Here is a 14,654-nt window from a genome sequence, read left to right as displayed (position 1 = left end):
TGAATTGTATTTGCCAGACAGGCCCCGATAACCGCAGCACCGGATAATTTTGGAATGACGAATGCCGCAACGACCAAGCCGGTCGTCCTCGTCGTCGAGGACGAAACCCTGATCCGAATGGATATCGTCGATCAGATTGCCATGGCCGGGTTCGAGGTTCTGCAGGCCGGCGACGCCGACGAGGCGATCGCCATTCTCGAGACCAATGCGAATGTCAGGCTGATCTTCACGGACGTCGATATGCCGGGCTCCATGGACGGAATGAAACTCGCGCATGCGGTGCGCGGGCGCTGGCCGCCGATCAAGGTCGTCGTCACGTCGGGCCATTACAAGGTGCGTGACGAGGATCTGCCGAGCGGCGGCGTGTTCTTCGGCAAGCCCTATGTGGCGGCTGATGTGGTCCGCACGATGCGACGATTGCTCGAGATCAACTGATCCGGATCATGCCCCCCGCGCGCGTTGCGCTATATAAGACGTCCGTGCCGCAGCCGGTTCGCGGCGATGGAGCGGGGGGACGGCGATGGATCGTGACAGCACAATAAGAGACGGCGAGGTTGCGGTGGATGCGCCGCCGCCGCGCGATGCCGGTCTGGTCTTCATCGGCCGCATCCGCACGCCCTGGACCTCACGCGACGACACCCCGCATCATGGCAGCGTCACCGGGCCGGTGTGCCGGCTGGAGATTTTCGATCCGTGGACGCCGGCGCTGCGGGGGCTGGAAAGATTCACCGATATCGAGGTGATCTACTGGCTGCATCTGTCGCGCCGCGATCTGGTGCTGCAGCGGCGGCGCCACGAGGGCGAGCCGCGCGGCACCTTCTCGCTGCGCTCGCCGGTGCGGCCCAATCCGATCGGCATTTCGACGGTGCGACTGGTCGGGATCGAGGGCGCGACCGTGCTGGTGCGCGGGCTGGACTGCCTCGACGAGACGCCGCTGCTCGATCTCAAGCCCGACCGCTGCGAACATTCGCCATCGGCGTGATGCTCAGAGTCTGACTTAAAAAGGGATCAATAGAATCAAGCCTTCGAGCTCGTCATTGCGAGGAGCGCAGCGACGAAGCAATCCAGTCTTTGCTTGGCGCCCCTGGATTGCTTCGCTTTCGGACGGCGCCAGGCGCCGTCCTCGGCTCGCAATGACGAAATCAAGTTTGATTTTATTGGGCTTCTTTTCGGTCAGACTCTCAGGCGCTTTGCAGCGCCGCGATCAGCTTGGCGGCGTTTTGCTTGAGAATCTCGGGGTCTTCCTGTTTGCTGGCCGGCGGCAGCAGCGCCACGCCGTCAAAGCGCGGCATCACATGCATGTGCAGGTGGTAGACGATCTGGCCGGAGGCCGGCTCGCTGTGCTGCTGAACGGTGATGCCGTCGGCGTCGAGTGCCCGCATCGCGGCGGCTGCGATCTTATGGGTGCCGCGCGCCACATGGGCGAAATCCTCCGCCGAAATATCGAGAATATTGCGTGCCGGCGCCTTCGGGATCACCAGCGTATGGCCGGGGCAGCGCGGCATGATGTCGAGAAAGGCGAAGACGTGGTCGTCCTCATAGACCTTGTAGCAGGGAATTTCGCCGCGCAGAATCTTGGCGAAGATATTGTCGGGGTCATACGCGGTCATGGCTGATCTCCTGATGGGACCCAGACTTGTCGCCGCGCCACGCCGGCCGGTCAAGGCTCCTCGGCGGCGTCGGTCTTGCGAAACGGCCCGGCCTCGGTCAGTTCGCGCGCCGCCTGCGCCACATAGGCGCGCTCATGCGTGAGGTAGTCGTCGACCGCGCGGCGCAACGCCGGGTCGGCGATGTAATGCGCCGAATAGGTGGTCTGCGGCAGGTAGCCGCGCGCGATCTTGTGCTCGCCCTGGGCGCCGGCTTCGACCGTGGCCAGCTTGCGGGCGATCGCGAAGTCGATCGCCTGATAATAGCAGACCTCGAAATGCAGGAACGGGTGGTGCTCGATGGCGCCCCAGTGCCGCCCGAACAGCGTGTCCGAGCCGATGAAATTGATCGCGCCGGCGATCCAGCGCCCATTGCGTTTGGCCATCACCAGGACGACGTCGTCGGCCATGCTCTGGCCGATCAGCGAATAGAAGTCGCGGGTGAGATAGGGCCGGCCCCATTTGCGCGACCCGGTCTCCATGTAGAATTCGAAGAAGGCGTCCCAGGCGTCCTCGGTGATGGCGCTGCCGGTGAGGGCGTGGATGGTGATGCCATTGGCCAGCGCGTCGCGGCGCTCGCGCTTGATCGCCTTGCGGTGGCGCGAGGCCAGCGTGGCGAGAAAATCGTCGAAACTGCCATAGCCGGCATTGCGCCAGTGAAACTGCTGGTCGGTGCGCTGCAGGAAGCCGTGGCCGGCGAGGAACGTCCATTCGCTGTGCCGGGCGAAGGTGACATGGGCGGAGGACGCCTTGGTGGCAGCACAGAGCCCCACCAGGCCGCCCGCCAGCGCCGAGCCGACCCGCCCGGCATCGGCATCGCCGCGGATCAGCAGCCGCGGCCCGGTCGCCGGGGTGAACGGAACCGAAATCTGCAGCTTCGGATAATAGCGGCCGCCAGCGCGCTCATAGGCGTCGGCCCAGCCGCGATCGAACACATATTCGCCCTGCGAATGCGATTTCAGATAGGCCGGCACGATCCCGACGATCCGGCCGCCCTGTTTGGCGACGAGGTGACGCGGGCCCCATCCGGTCCGCGCGCAGGCTGACTTCGAGTGCTCCAGTGCGGAGAAAAATGCGTGTGAAACAAACGGGTTGTACGAGGATCGGGAGTCCGCGCCTGAGCGGGTTGCGGCATCGGGCGAGGCGACGCCGGGCTCGATTGCGGACGTGGCGCAGGCATCCCAGTCGGCGGCCGGGATCTGGCCGACCGACGACACGGCCTCAAGCACAATGTCAGGCGAGGTCATCAATCAGTCGAACCGGTCGCGGTGGCGAACATTGCAAGGGTGACCATCCGTTAGAGATTGTGCATTTCCGTCCGCCACTTCAAGGGCGCTGTTCGGGTCAATCCTGCGGCAGAAATCCTTCGAAGATCATCTGGTCGGCGTAGCGCAAGGCGCGCTCGCGCTGGTCCGGCGTGCGCACCGTCCAGGTCAGCAGCGCGCAGCCGAAGATATTGCGCGCGATCCAGGGAGCGGGGGCGGGCAGGTCGTTGACCGCATAGGCGATGAAGTGGGGCCTGGTGCGAAAGCCGTGACGCAGCGCCAGCATCGGGTCGCGCTGGGCCGCATTGAGATGGTGCCAATAGGCATCGTCATAGCGGCGCTCGGCGGTGATGCCGCGCAGCAATTGCGGCATCGCCTGGCGCAGTGCCACCACCAGGTCCGGATCGAACGACATCGCCGCCACCGGCCCCTCATAGGAGCGAAGCACCTCGACCAGCCGCGCCACCAGCCGGCGGTCGCCGTCGAAATGGCTTTTCAGCTCGATGATCAGCGGGACGCGGCCATTGACCAGGGCGCAGAGCTCGGGCAGCGACATCATCCGCTCAGCGGTACCCTTGAACGGGACCTGCCGCAGCTGCGCCGCGGTCATCTCCAACAGTGCGCCGCTGCCGTCGGTGAGCCGGCCGAGCGCATCGTCATGATGCACCATCGCCTCGCCGTCGGCGGTAAGCTGCACGTCGACTTCGATGCTGAAATTGCCGGCGATTGCCGCGGCGATCGCGCCCGGCATGTTTTCGATCACGCCGCGCGCCTTGTCGTGCAGGCCGCGATGCGCGACCGGTCGTGCCGTGAGCCAGCCGGGCGCGCGCATCACTGAGGCCGATATTGCTGGGGCATGGATCAGGCGACCTCGAACAGGCCTTCGACTTCGACGGCGGCATCGACTGGAAGCGAGGCGACGCCGACCGTGGTGCGGGCATGGCGTCCCTTGTCGCCGAACGCGGCGACCATCAGGTCCGACGCGCCGTTGAGAACCTTGGGCCCATCGATGAAGTCGGGCGTGGAATTGATGAAGCCGCCGAGGCGCACCACGCGGACCACCTTGTCGAGGTCGCCGAGCGCCGCCTTCAATTGCGCCAGCAGATTGATGGCGCAGCCGCGCGCCGCCGCATTGCCTTGCTCGATGGTGACATCGGCGCCGAGCTTGCCCTTGGCGATCAGCTTGCCCTCGGCGTCGAAGCAGATCTGTCCGGAGACGAACAGCAGATTGCCGGTGCGCACGAAGCCGACATAATTGGCGACCGGGCTCACGGGCTCGTGCAAGACAATGCCCTGCGCGCCAAGTTTTTGCTCAATCGTTCCGGCCATGCCAGTCCCCATTTGATTGTGTGTTGTCTGCAGTCAAATCGATGCGAACTGCCCGACCTGTTTCGCCGATTGCGCCCCGACTTGCAAGCGAGCCCGGTCGTGACCAAACCCTTGAAATCGGCGCCGCGACGTCAGCCGCCGATGGCCGATTCGGCATGATTGTGCATGCAGCTGTCGACTTCGATAGTGACATGACTGAGGCGTCGCAGCCCGGCCAACCGCGCTTTGTAAAATGCCGGCGGGCGTGGCCGATCGGTTACGACCGAGACGATCGCGGCCTGGTGGCCGGGACCGATCTGCCAAAGATGCAGATCGCTGACGCGGTCGCCATCGATCTCGAGATGGCGGCGAATCTCGCGGGCGGTGGCATCGTCCGGAACGATATCGATCAGCACCGCGCCGGAGTCGCGCATCAGCCCGTAGGCCCAGCTTGCGATCACGCAGGCGCCGATCAAGCCGACCGCCGGATCGATCCAGACCCAGCCAAAGGCGCGCGCCACCAGCAATCCGCCGATCGCCAGCACCGAGGTCGCGGCGTCGGCCAGAACATGCACATAGGCGGCCCGCAAATTGTTGTCGCGCTGATGGGCGTGGTCGTGATGCGCATGGGCATGATGCGCATGGTCATGGTCATGGTCTTGGGCTTCGGCGTGATCGTGATGCGCATCGTGCGCATGTCCGTGTCCATGGCCGTGACCGTGACCGTGACCGTGACCGTGGTGGTGATCGTGGTCGTCGCGCAGCAGCCAGGCGCAGAGCAGGTTGACGGCAAGGCCGGCGCTGGCGATGCCGATGGCTTCGCCATAGGCGATCGGCCGCGGATTGCCGAGGCGCAGCAGGCTCTCATAGCCGATCGCGATCGCGATCATCGCCAGCACCACCGCGCTGGTGAAGGCGGCGAGCTCCCCGAGTTTGCCGGTGCCAAATGCGAAACGCGGATCATGGGCATGGCGGCGGGCGTAGCGATAGGCCAGCGCCGCGACGCCGATGGCGGCGGCGTGGGTCGACATGTGCCAGCCATCAGCCAGCAGCGCCATCGAGCTGAACAGCGTGCCGCCGGCGATTTCCGCGACCATCATGGCGAGGGTCAACCACACCACCAGCCAGGTCCGCCGTTCGTTGCGGGCGTGCGCGCGGCCCAGAAAGACGTGGTCGTGGGTCCAGCCCTCAAGCGATTCGGAATGCATCAAGCTGTCCTTGGTTCAGATCGAGGAGCGGGAATCCGGCCTCAATGGCGGGTTCCCATCAATTGAGCCCTAGTTGCGACGCAATATTGGAACAACTATCTTCCTTGCTTCAAATCGCGAGGAGACGACATGCGTCCGTCATGCCAGATTTCGGGTTTTCGTGCCACCGCCCTGACGCTGGGCCTCGCCATCGCGGCCGCTGCCGTGCCGCTGCATGACGCGGCCCATGCCGGCGCCAATGTCGGCTTCCTCGCCCATCAGGCACTGTACGATTTGAGCCTGCTGAAATCCCGCGGCAACGCCTCGATCGGCAGCGTGCGCGGTCGCATCCTGTATAATTTTTCGGGAAGTTCCTGCGTCGGCTACAGTTCGGATTTCCGCCAGGTGTCCGAGCTGGAAAGCGGCGAGGGCAAGGAGACGCTGAGCGATCTGCGCTCGACCAGCTGGGAAGACGGCGCCGGCAACAGCTACCGGTTCAAGATCGAGACCAAAATGAACGACGCCGAGGCCAGCCAGGTCGACGGCATCGCCGAGCGCAGCGGCGATCACATCACCGTCAAGCTGAAGCAGCCGGTGGCCAAGACCTTCACGCTCGACGGCGATATCGTGTTTCCGACCGAGCAGATCCACCGCATCATCGCCGCCGCGCGCGCCGGCAAATCGTTGCTGGAGCTGGCGGTCTATGACGGTTCCGACAATGGCGAGAAGGTCTACAACACGCTGACGGTGATCGGCCAGCCGATCCCGGGCGACCGGGCGGCAGCGACGCCGGACGCATCGACCACCGCCGACGCGATGAAGTCGCTGACGCGCTGGCCGGTGACGGTGAGCTATTACGACCGCAGCGCCAAGGCCAATGCGGGCGAGCAGACGCCGGTCTATGCGATGTCGTTCGAACTCTACGAGAACGGCGTGTCGCGATCGCTGGTGCTCGACTACAATGATTTTGTGATCGCCGGCGCGATGGGAAAATTCGACGTCAAGGACACCGCGCCCTGCAAGTGAGCTTGGAAGTGATCACCGTGTCCCGGACGCGGTGCAGCGCGTAGCGCCGCTCCGCAGAGTGCCGCAGCATCGGCGTAGCGTGTTTAATCTCACTGCCGCGGCTTGTCGGGGCCCTCATAGGCGATGCCCCTGATCACCGCGGCGTCGCCGAATTTTTTGCGCAGATCGTCGATGGCGCGTTCGGCGCTGGCGGAGCGGCGATCGATCATGTCGGTGTCGCCGGCCTGTGAACCGGGGGCGAGCGCGCTGACGCCGGTGCCGATCAGCCGGAACGCGGTGCCGTCGATTTCCTTGGCCAGCATGTCGCGCGAGATCGAAAAGATTTTCGCCGCGAGCTGGGTCGGCGCGTGGATACTCTGCGAGCGGGTGCGCTGGCGAAATTCCGCGGTCTTCAGTTTCAGCGTCACGGTGGCGCCGGCGAGGTCGCCGCTTTTGAGCCGCGACGACACCTTCTCGGACAGCCGCCATAGGATCTTCTCCAGCGTGGCGAAGTCGCGGATGTCGGTGTCGAAGGTGGTCTCGTTGGAGATGCTCTTGGCGCCGCGATCGGGCACCACCTTGCGGTCGTCGATGCCGCGCGCCAGCCGCCACAGCCGCTGGCCCTCGGCGCCGAACAGTCGCATCAGGTCGATCGGGTCGGCACGTTGCAGATCGCCGATCTTGCGGAAGCCGCGCGGCGCCAGCCGCTCGGCGGTCGCAGGTCCAACGCCGAAGATGAAGCCGACCGGCCGCTCGGCCAGCATCGCGCATGCGTCGATCTGATCGAGCACGGCGAAGCCACGCGGCTTGTCGAGGTCGGAGGCGATCTTGGCGAGAAACTTGTTGCAGGACAGCCCGACCGACACGGTGATGCCGATGTCGCGCTCAACCTGGCGGGCGAACCGCGCCAGCACCTTGGCGGGGATCATGCCGTGCAGCCGCTCGGTGCCGGCCAGATCGAGAAAGGCCTCGTCGATCGACAAGGGTTCGACCAGCGGCGTCAGCGCCTGCATCGCCTGGCGGACCTCGCGGCCGACCCGGACATATTTGGCCATGTCGGGGCGCACCACCGCGGCCTGCGGACACAGCGCTAGCGCCTTGAACATCGGCATTGCCGAGCGCACCCCATAGGTCCGCGCGATGTAGCAGGCGGCCGAGACCACGCCGCGCCGGCCGCCGCCGATGATCACGGGACGATCGGCGATGTCGGGATTATCGCGCTTCTCCACCGTGGCGTAGAACGCGTCGCAATCGATATGGGCCAGCGTCAGCGCCGCGAGCGCGGCATGGTGGACCAGGCGCGGGGAGCCGCAGACGGTGCAACGCCGCGCCGCCCCGCCGAGATCGGCAAGGCAGTCGCGGCAGAAGCAGTCCGGTCCGTTCGGCCCGCGGGCGTCGCTGGTCACCGCACGCCGCTCTCCGGAGGCAGCTCTTCGAGCGCCTGCCGGGCCGCCGCGATCGTGGTCGGATCGAGCTCGGACGCCGCGGCAAACGCCTTCACGGTGGCGTCATCACGCATCACGAAATCCAGCACGCTGGCGAGGAACTGCGGATCCGCCGCCGCCGAGCGCAGCGTCTCGGGGCCGAGCCCGGTCTCGGCGAGAAAAAGGCCCAGCCGTTCGGGATCGCCGGCAACGAAGGACAGCGCCTGGACGGCCACGATTTCAGCTACTTGCCTGGCGTTGTGAGAACGCTTTGTCATCGCCAATGTTTGCCTTTCCGTAACTTATAGTCTCTATTTTGATGCATCATGCCCGAGTCACTGCGGCGTGGCGAACTGTATCGCTGGTCGCGGTGCTGGGCATTGTTGTTTGGACTATATTGGGGATTGGAGGGCGGGATGGCAAAAACCGTCCTGATCGTGGAAGACAACGAGCTCAACATGAAACTGTTTCGCGACTTGCTGGAAGCCCATGGCTACCAGACGTCGGGAACCAGCAATGGCTATGAGGCGCTCGATCTTGTCCGCAAATTGCGCCCCGATCTGATCTTGATGGATATCCAGCTGCCGCAGGTCTCCGGCCTCGAGGTCACCCGCTGGATCAAGGACGATCCCGAGCTGCGCATGATTCCCGTGGTGGCGGTGACGGCGTTCGCGATGAAGGGCGACGAGGAACGGATTCGCGAAGGCGGCTGCGAGGCTTACTTGTCGAAGCCGATCTCGGTCGGCAAGTTCATCGAAACGGTGCGCCGTTTCATCGGCTAGGAGAGCTTCGATGTCTGCACGGATCCTGGTCGTCGACGACATTCCGGCCAATGTCAGATTGCTGGAAGCGCGGTTGTCGGCGGAATATTTCGACGTGCTGACGGCGAGCAATGGCGCGCAGGCGCTGGAGATCTGCTCGCGCGCCGAATGCGACATCATCCTGCTCGACGTCATGATGCCGGACATGGACGGCTTCGAGGTCTGCCGCCGGCTGAAGGCCAACCCGGCGACGCATTTCATCCCGGTGGTGATGGTGACGGCGCTGGATAGTCCCGCCGATCGCGTCCGCGGACTGGAAGCCGGCGCCGACGATTTCCTCACCAAGCCGGTATCCGACGTGGTGCTGATCGCGCGCGTGCGCTCGCTGACGCGGCTGAAGATGATGACCGACGAGTTGCGGATGCGCGCCATCACCTCGCTGGAGATCGGGATGCAGGCGCCGGAACGCAACGCGGTGGCCGATCTCGGCATCGGGGGGCGCATCCTGCTGGTCGACGACCGGCCGTCCTCCTATGAGCGGCTGGCGCCGGTGCTCAGCACCGAACACAGCGTCGACGTCGAGACCAATCCGGCGGACGCGTTGTTTCAACTCGCCGACGGCAATTACGATCTGATGATCGTCTCGCTCGGCCTGGAAAATTATGACGGGCTGCGGCTGTGCAGCCAGGCGCGCTCGTTGGAGCGCACCAGGCAATTGCCGATGCTGGCGATCGCCGACGCCGACAACAATGCGCGGCTGCTGCGCGGCCTCGAAATCGGCGTCAACGACTATCTGCTGCGCCCGGTCGACAAGAACGAATTGCTGGCACGGGCGCGGACCCAGATCCGGCGGCGGCGCTACACCGACCATCTGCGCGACAATGTGCAGCATTCGATCGAGATGGCGATTACCGACGGGCTCACCGGGCTGCACAACCGGCGCTACATGGAGACCCATCTGCAGACCCTGGCCGAGCAGGCCTCGGCCCGCGGCAAGCCGCTGGCGCTGATGATGCTCGACATCGACTTCTTCAAATCGATCAACGACAATTACGGCCACGACGGCGGCGACGACGTGCTGCGCGAATTCGCGGTGCGGATCCGCAAATCGATCCGCGGCATCGATCTGGCGTGCCGCTATGGCGGCGAGGAATTCGTCATCGTGATGCCGGAGACAGATCTCAATGTCGCCGGCATGGTCGCCGAGCGGCTGCGCCGCGCCATCGCCAATGAACCCTTCGCGATCGACAAGGGCGCCAAGCGGATCGAAGTGACGATCTCGATCGGCCTGTCGACGCTGGAGCGCAAGGGCGAGCCGGTCGCCGACGTGATGAAGCGCGCCGACGTCGCGCTGTATCGCGCCAAGCACGACGGCCGCAACCGCGTGGTTTCGGCGGCCGCGTAAGCGCGCGGCGGCGCTCGATCTCTCATCCACTGGCGCTCATCCAACGCCGTCACATCGACCGCGTGCCCCGGACGCAGTGCAACGCGCCGCCCTTCGCGGCGTGGTGCGCTGCAGAGCCGGGGCCCCGGTGTTGTTGTCGGCGCCACAAGCGGGGTCCCGGTTCAGCGGAGCAGCGCTGCGCGCCGCACCGCGCCCGGGACACGGATTTCTCGCCATTCTGTAGCCGGGATGGATCGCGAATGCTCTGCGATACTGGGTCGCCCGCTGTCGCGGGCGATGACATCGGCAGGCGTTCTACAGCGCACCAAAACGGAAAACGGGGCCTCGCGGCCCCGTCAAAGATCATTCAGCAAGCAAAGCGGGCTTACTTGATCTTGGATTCCTTGAACTCGACGTGCTTGCGCGCGACCGGATCATACTTCTTCTTGACCATCTTGTCGGTCATGGTGCGCGAATTCTTCTTCGCCACGTAATAGAAGCCGGTATCCGCGGTCGAAACGAGCTTGATCTTGATGGTGACCGCTTTGGCCATGGTGAAAACCTCGAAATATCGGGAATCGGGAGCGAGCCAGCCGGTGCCAGCCTGCATTCGGGGCGCAAACTAGCTTCCAATCGCCCAAAGTCAAGGATTTCGCGGATCGCCGGGCAATTTCGCCGATTCAGCCCCGCGCGGCACCCTCCAGAGGCGGATTGAGCTTGGGATCGCTGGCAAATTGCCGTTCCAAGAAGTCGATCATCACCCGCGTCTTGCGCGGCAACAGCCGCCGCGACGGATAGACCACATGGATCGGCGCCGGTTTCGGCTCATAGGCTTGCAGCAGCACCACGACTCGGCCGGTCTCGATCTCATCGGTGAAATGCCAGATCGGCAGCAAGCCGATGCCGAGGCCGGACATCACCGCTTCGCGGGTGCCTTCGGAATTCTGGGTTCGGAACCGGCCCTTGACCTCGAAACTGATCGGGCCTTCGGGACTTTCGAACGGCCATTGCACGCCGAAGGCGGCGCGGCTGAAGGCGATGCAATCATGCGCGGCGAGGTCGGGGGGATGCGCCGGCAGCGGGCGGCCGCGCAGATAGGACGGCGCAGCGACGACCACGCGCCGTGTGCTGGCGATCCGTTTGGCGATCAGCGCCGTGTCGGGGATCTCGCCGGATCGAATCGCCAGGTCGATGCCTTCCTCGACCAGGTCGGCATAGCCGTCATTCATCACCAGATCGACGCTGACGCCGGTGTAGCGCGAGAAGAACTCCTTCAGATGCGGAATCACCCGGAGCCGGCCGAACACCACCGGGCAGGCCAGCCGCAGCGTGCCGGACGGTCGCGCGCGGCGTCGTCCCACGGATTCCTCGGCGTCGCCGACCGCCTCCAGCGCCAGCCGGGCGCGCTCATAGAAGCTGCGGCCGTCGTCCGTCAGCGTCAGCCGGCGGGTGGTGCGGGTGAAGAGCCTGGCGCCGAGATGCTCTTCCAGAGCCGCGATCTGCCGGCTGACCGTCGGCTGGCTGGAATTCTGTTCCGCCGCCACCCGGGTAAACGAGCCGGCCTCGACGACGCGGATGAAGGCACGGAAGAGGGCGATCGTGTCGGACATTCATTCATATTATGGATAAATAATATCCGTACAAGGCTCTAACGCCCAAGGGCTGAATGGCCAAATCTGCTCACAGGAGCAAAGGGTAAACCATGACACTGACTGTCCCACATGAACGCCTCCGCGAAACCAAGCCTGCGCCGGCGATCGGCACCGCCTTGACGCTGGCGATGGCGCTTGCCGCCGGGATCGCGGTCGCCAATATCTATTACAACCAGCCGATGCTCGGGATCATGGAGCGCGATCTCGGTCATCTGCGGCTGTCCGGCATGATTCCGACCGCGACCCAGCTCGGCTACGCCGCGGGCCTGTTCCTGCTGGTGCCGCTGGGCGACCTGATGGACCGGCGGCGGCTGATCATCATTCAATTCGCCTTGCTGGCGGCGGCGGCGATACTGGTGGCGCTGGCGCCGTCGGCCTGGCTGGTGCTGCTGGCGTCGCTGGCGGTCGGCGCGGGCGCCACGGTGGCGCAGCAGATCGTGCCATTCGCGGCCGCACTGGCGAATCCGGCGCGGCGCGGCAAGACCATCGGCACGGTGATGGCCGGGTTGCTATGCGGCATCGTGCTGAGCCGGACCCTGGCGGGTTTCGTCGCCACCCATCTGGGCTGGCGCGAGATGTTCTGGCTGTCCGGGCCGATGTCTCTCGCCGCCGCAGCGTTGATGGCGTGGCTGCTGCCGCGCAACGCGCCGCATCTGGATCTGCGCTACGGCGAGGCACTGGCGTCGCTGGCCGGGCTGTGGCGGCGCTATCCGACGCTGCGTCGCGCCACCTTTGTGCAGGCGGCGCTGTTCGGCTCGTTCAGCGTGTTCTGGACCGTGCTGGCGCTGCATCTGCAGGAGCCGACATTCAATCTCGGCGCCGATGCGGCCGGCTTGTTCGGCGTGGTCGGCGCGGTCGGCATTCTGGCGGCGCCGATCGCCGGGCGGATCGCGGATCGCCGTGGCCCGGCGCTGGTGATCGCCGCCGGCGCGCTGCTGAGCGCGCTGTCATGGCTGCTGTTCGGCTTCTGGGGCGCGTTGCCCGGGCTGATGCTGGGCGTGATCGCGCTGGATTTCGGCGTGCAGAGCTCGCTGATCTCGAACCAGCATTTGGTCTACGCGTTGGAGCCGGCGGCGCGCAGCCGGATCAACACCGTGTTCATGACCGGGATGTTCTTCGGCGGCGCCGCGGGTTCTGCCGGCGCCACCTTCGCCTGGGGGCTGGCCGGTTGGCCTGCGGTCTGCGGCTTCGGCGCCGCGCTGGCTTTGACGGCGTTGGCGGTGGAACTGATCGGCCGCTCGCGCCAATCCGGCCATTGAGGCCCATCACCACCCATCAATCAACCTGCTTGGAGGTTCTAAAATGAATGTCGGATTTATCGGGGTCGGCAGCATGGGCGCCGCGATGGTGCCGAATCTGCTCAAGGCCGGCCACCGCGTCAGCGTATGGAATCGCAACGCCGAGGCGGCGCGGGCGCTGCCCGGCGTCACCGTGCTGGATACGCCGGCGCAGGCGTTCCAGAACGACGCGGTGATCACCATGCTGGCGGACGACGCGGCGGTGCGCAGCGTCATCATCGAATCCGGCGCGCTGGCCTCGGCGCGCGACGGCTGCGTCCACGTCATGGCGGCGACGATCTCGCTGGCGCTGGTCGACGAACTCGCCGACCTGCATCGCAAGGCCGGCATTGCCTATGTGGCTGCGCCGGTGTTCGGCGTGCCGGCGGCGGCCGCCAAGGCGCAGTTGAACATCGTGGCGGCCGGCGACGCCGCCGCGATCGCCAGGGTGCAACCGCTGTTCGATGCGATCGGGCAGAAGACCTGGCAGCTCGGCACCGATCCGAAGCAAGCCAATGTCGCCAAGATTGCCGGCAACATGATGATCGCGCTGGCGATTGAGGCGATGGGGGAGGCCACCGCGCTGACCGAAAGCTATGGCCTGACGGCGGCGGAGTTTTTGCCGATCGTCACCAATTCGATCTTCGCCAGCCCGAGCTATCAGCGCTATGGCGGCTTCATCGCCGCCGGCAGTTACGAGCCCGGCTTCAAGCTGACGCTGGGTCTGAAGGATGTCAGCCTGGCCTTCGCGGCGGCCGAAGCCACCAAGACCACGCTGCCCGCCGCCGCGATCGTGCGCGAGAACATGCTGAGCGCGATCGATCAGGGCCTGGGTGCAAAGGATTGGTCGGTCCTCGCCAAGATGGCGCGCCGCCGCGGCGGGCTCGGCGACGACGTCGCGTAGCTCACGCGGTGCCGGCCAGCAGCTCCATCTGCATCTTGCCGCCGAAGAAGTGAAAGAACGGCACCGGGGCGTCGTGCCGCAGCGGCCCAGTGGCGAGGCGTTTTTCCAGCTGCTGCAGGACCTTGGTGGTCATCGGATGCAGGTCGGCCAGCGGCTTGGAGCCGATCTCGACCCAGACCAGCTCGACCAGCTCGGCCTCGGGATGGATCACGCCCTCGACCCGATGCGCGATCGCCGAGGCGTCGGCGGTGAAGAACCTTGTGTCGAAGCGCTTGATCCGGCCCGGCGGGGTGATGGCGCGGGCGATCAGATACAGGCTGGAGGGGTCCGGCAGCAGCCCGGCCTCGGTGAACGGCGCCCATGGCCCGTCGAGCGTCGGGGCCTTGCCGGCGGGCTTGCAGCCGAGGCACAGCCCGGTCTCCTCGCAGGCCTCGCGGATCGCGGTCACCGCCAGCGCGCGGGCCCGCGAGACCGATATCTTCGGGCTGCCCTGCAGCAGATTGGCTTCGAGCTGCGGCGGGATCGGCGCCGCCACCGGGATCCGGTTGTCGGTCTTGTCGACGCGGCCGCCGGGGAACACGAATTTGCCGGGCATGAACACCACATTGTCGTGGCGCTTGCCGACCAGCACTTTGGGCACGGCGGCGCTGCGATCGATCAGGATCAGCGTCGCGGCATCCTTCGGACGGAAATAGGGGTGGTGATCGGCTTCCTTCTCGATCTTCTCCACCGCGGCGGGCGTGCTTTCCGTCTGGCTCATCTGATGTCCGATCCCCATGCTGTTTTTGTTGAAGCCGAGCTTATCGCGCCAGCTTCTTGATTGTGTGTCGATTTCGGATGC

At 65.5% G+C, this 14,654-nt stretch carries 17 protein-coding genes; 7 read left to right on the top strand and 10 right to left on the bottom strand.

Features of this window, described 5'->3' with window-relative positions; all coding sequences use genetic code 11:
* The first annotated feature begins 54 nt into the window (after nt 1-54).
* Nucleotides 55-435, top strand: a complete 381-nt coding sequence (locus tag RBJ75_RS07545) for a response regulator (protein ID WP_044416788.1) — start codon at nt 55-57, stop codon at nt 433-435.
* A gap of 85 nt (nt 436-520) precedes the next feature.
* A complete protein-coding gene (gene tsaA, locus RBJ75_RS07540; protein ID WP_044416786.1) occupies nt 521-982 on the top strand; it encodes a tRNA (N6-threonylcarbamoyladenosine(37)-N6)-methyltransferase TrmO in 462 nt (153 codons plus the stop codon).
* Between the two features lie 199 nt (nt 983-1,181).
* On the opposite strand, the gene RBJ75_RS07535 is transcribed toward tsaA, so the two are convergent.
* The 5 genes from RBJ75_RS07535 to dmeF form a co-directional block, all read right to left on the bottom strand.
* On the bottom strand, nt 1,182-1,610 hold the full coding sequence (locus RBJ75_RS07535; RefSeq protein ID WP_044407793.1) for an HIT family protein: 429 nt from the start codon (nt 1,608-1,610) through the stop codon (nt 1,182-1,184).
* 50 nt (nt 1,611-1,660) lie between these two features.
* Nucleotides 1,661-2,893 carry a GNAT family N-acetyltransferase gene (locus RBJ75_RS07530; RefSeq protein WP_152647640.1) on the bottom strand — a complete coding sequence of 411 codons (1,233 nt, stop codon included), beginning with the start codon at nt 2,891-2,893 and terminating at the stop codon, nt 1,661-1,663.
* A 97-nt stretch (nt 2,894-2,990) separates the two neighbouring features.
* Entirely contained in the window at nt 2,991-3,743 is a 753-nt protein-coding gene (locus RBJ75_RS07525; protein WP_044407799.1) for a glycerophosphodiester phosphodiesterase, read from the bottom strand.
* Nucleotides 3,744-3,772: 29 nt separating this feature from the next.
* Nucleotides 3,773-4,240: a RidA family protein gene (locus RBJ75_RS07520; protein ID WP_044407803.1), complete on the bottom strand. Its 468-nt coding sequence runs from the start codon at nt 4,238-4,240 to the stop codon at nt 3,773-3,775.
* A gap of 131 nt (nt 4,241-4,371) precedes the next feature.
* The gene (dmeF, locus tag RBJ75_RS07515; protein WP_044407806.1) at nt 4,372-5,427 is read right to left on the bottom strand and encodes a CDF family Co(II)/Ni(II) efflux transporter DmeF; all 1,056 of its coding nucleotides are present in this window, start codon (nt 5,425-5,427) and stop codon (nt 4,372-4,374) included.
* A gap of 129 nt (nt 5,428-5,556) precedes the next feature.
* Here dmeF and RBJ75_RS07510 point away from each other — a divergent pair, with 129 nt between their 5' ends.
* Nucleotides 5,557-6,432, top strand: coding sequence for a cell envelope integrity EipB family protein (locus RBJ75_RS07510; RefSeq protein WP_080900929.1), 876 nt, complete (start codon nt 5,557-5,559; stop codon nt 6,430-6,432).
* Nucleotides 6,433-6,521: 89 nt separating this feature from the next.
* Here RBJ75_RS07510 and RBJ75_RS07505 read toward each other — a convergent pair whose 3' ends face one another.
* A complete protein-coding gene (locus tag RBJ75_RS07505; RefSeq protein ID WP_044407809.1) occupies nt 6,522-7,817 on the bottom strand; it encodes a DNA polymerase IV in 1,296 nt (431 codons plus the stop codon).
* Nucleotides 7,814-8,113, bottom strand: a complete 300-nt coding sequence (locus tag RBJ75_RS07500) for a DUF3572 domain-containing protein (RefSeq protein ID WP_044407812.1) — start codon at nt 8,111-8,113, stop codon at nt 7,814-7,816. The genes RBJ75_RS07505 and RBJ75_RS07500 overlap by 4 nt, the downstream gene beginning before the upstream one ends.
* Before the next feature lie 138 nt (nt 8,114-8,251).
* Here RBJ75_RS07500 and RBJ75_RS07495 point away from each other — a divergent pair, with 138 nt between their 5' ends.
* Together RBJ75_RS07495 and RBJ75_RS07490 are read left to right on the top strand one after the other, a co-directional pair.
* A complete protein-coding gene (locus RBJ75_RS07495) occupies nt 8,252-8,617 on the top strand; it encodes a response regulator (RefSeq protein ID WP_044407814.1) in 366 nt (121 codons plus the stop codon).
* Between the two features lie 10 nt (nt 8,618-8,627).
* Complete coding sequence (locus RBJ75_RS07490) at nt 8,628-10,001, top strand: PleD family two-component system response regulator (RefSeq protein WP_044407816.1); 1,374 nt, start codon at nt 8,628-8,630, stop codon at nt 9,999-10,001.
* 364 nt (nt 10,002-10,365) lie between these two features.
* On the opposite strand, the gene rpmG is transcribed toward RBJ75_RS07490, so the two are convergent.
* The gene (gene rpmG / locus RBJ75_RS07485) at nt 10,366-10,533 is read right to left on the bottom strand and encodes a 50S ribosomal protein L33 (protein WP_011472688.1); all 168 of its coding nucleotides are present in this window, start codon (nt 10,531-10,533) and stop codon (nt 10,366-10,368) included.
* Between the two features lie 127 nt (nt 10,534-10,660).
* Complete coding sequence (locus RBJ75_RS07480; protein WP_044407818.1) at nt 10,661-11,590, bottom strand: LysR substrate-binding domain-containing protein; 930 nt, start codon at nt 11,588-11,590, stop codon at nt 10,661-10,663.
* A 92-nt stretch (nt 11,591-11,682) separates the two neighbouring features.
* On the opposite strand from RBJ75_RS07480, the gene RBJ75_RS07475 reads away from it, so the two are divergent.
* Nucleotides 11,683-12,891: an MFS transporter gene (locus RBJ75_RS07475; protein WP_044407819.1), complete on the top strand. Its 1,209-nt coding sequence runs from the start codon at nt 11,683-11,685 to the stop codon at nt 12,889-12,891.
* Nucleotides 12,892-12,934: 43 nt separating this feature from the next.
* Nucleotides 12,935-13,813, top strand: coding sequence for an NAD(P)-dependent oxidoreductase (locus RBJ75_RS07470; protein WP_276156300.1), 879 nt, complete (start codon nt 12,935-12,937; stop codon nt 13,811-13,813).
* 1 nt (nt 13,814) lies between these two features.
* Here RBJ75_RS07470 and RBJ75_RS07465 read toward each other — a convergent pair whose 3' ends face one another.
* Nucleotides 13,815-14,573 carry an NUDIX hydrolase gene (locus RBJ75_RS07465; protein WP_044418398.1) on the bottom strand — a complete coding sequence of 253 codons (759 nt, stop codon included), beginning with the start codon at nt 14,571-14,573 and terminating at the stop codon, nt 13,815-13,817.
* Between the last annotated feature and the right edge of the window lie 81 nt (nt 14,574-14,654).

Source organism: Rhodopseudomonas sp. BAL398, assembly GCF_033001325.1.
Classification (GTDB): Bacteria; Pseudomonadota; Alphaproteobacteria; order Rhizobiales; family Xanthobacteraceae; genus JARJEH01.
Note: the sequence above shows the minus strand (reverse complement) of the source record. Positions and strands in the feature narration are given on the sequence as shown.

Bases quoted from the DNA above. Each gene is read 5' to 3' on its own strand.
- RBJ75_RS07545 (WP_044416788.1), top strand. From the start codon at position 55: ATGACGAATGCCGCAACGACCAAGCCGGTCGTCCTCGTCGTCGAGGAC.
- tsaA (WP_044416786.1), top strand. From the start codon at position 521: ATGGATCGTGACAGCACAATAAGAGACGGCGAGGTTGCGGTGGATGCG.
- RBJ75_RS07535 (WP_044407793.1), bottom strand. From the start codon at position 1,610: ATGACCGCGTATGACCCCGACAATATCTTCGCCAAGATTCTGCGCGGC.
- RBJ75_RS07530 (WP_152647640.1), bottom strand. From the start codon at position 2,893: ATGACCTCGCCTGACATTGTGCTTGAGGCCGTGTCGTCGGTCGGCCAG.
- RBJ75_RS07525 (WP_044407799.1), bottom strand. From the start codon at position 3,743: ATGCGCGCGCCCGGCTGGCTCACGGCACGACCGGTCGCGCATCGCGGC.
- RBJ75_RS07520 (WP_044407803.1), bottom strand. From the start codon at position 4,240: ATGGCCGGAACGATTGAGCAAAAACTTGGCGCGCAGGGCATTGTCTTG.
- dmeF (WP_044407806.1), bottom strand. From the start codon at position 5,427: ATGCATTCCGAATCGCTTGAGGGCTGGACCCACGACCACGTCTTTCTG.
- RBJ75_RS07510 (WP_080900929.1), top strand. From the start codon at position 5,557: ATGCGTCCGTCATGCCAGATTTCGGGTTTTCGTGCCACCGCCCTGACG.
- RBJ75_RS07500 (WP_044407812.1), bottom strand. From the start codon at position 8,113: ATGACAAAGCGTTCTCACAACGCCAGGCAAGTAGCTGAAATCGTGGCC.
- RBJ75_RS07495 (WP_044407814.1), top strand. From the start codon at position 8,252: ATGGCAAAAACCGTCCTGATCGTGGAAGACAACGAGCTCAACATGAAA.
- RBJ75_RS07490 (WP_044407816.1), top strand. From the start codon at position 8,628: ATGTCTGCACGGATCCTGGTCGTCGACGACATTCCGGCCAATGTCAGA.
- rpmG (WP_011472688.1), bottom strand. From the start codon at position 10,533: ATGGCCAAAGCGGTCACCATCAAGATCAAGCTCGTTTCGACCGCGGAT.
- RBJ75_RS07480 (WP_044407818.1), bottom strand. From the start codon at position 11,590: ATGTCCGACACGATCGCCCTCTTCCGTGCCTTCATCCGCGTCGTCGAG.
- RBJ75_RS07475 (WP_044407819.1), top strand. From the start codon at position 11,683: ATGACACTGACTGTCCCACATGAACGCCTCCGCGAAACCAAGCCTGCG.
- RBJ75_RS07470 (WP_276156300.1), top strand. From the start codon at position 12,935: ATGAATGTCGGATTTATCGGGGTCGGCAGCATGGGCGCCGCGATGGTG.
- RBJ75_RS07465 (WP_044418398.1), bottom strand. From the start codon at position 14,573: ATGAGCCAGACGGAAAGCACGCCCGCCGCGGTGGAGAAGATCGAGAAG.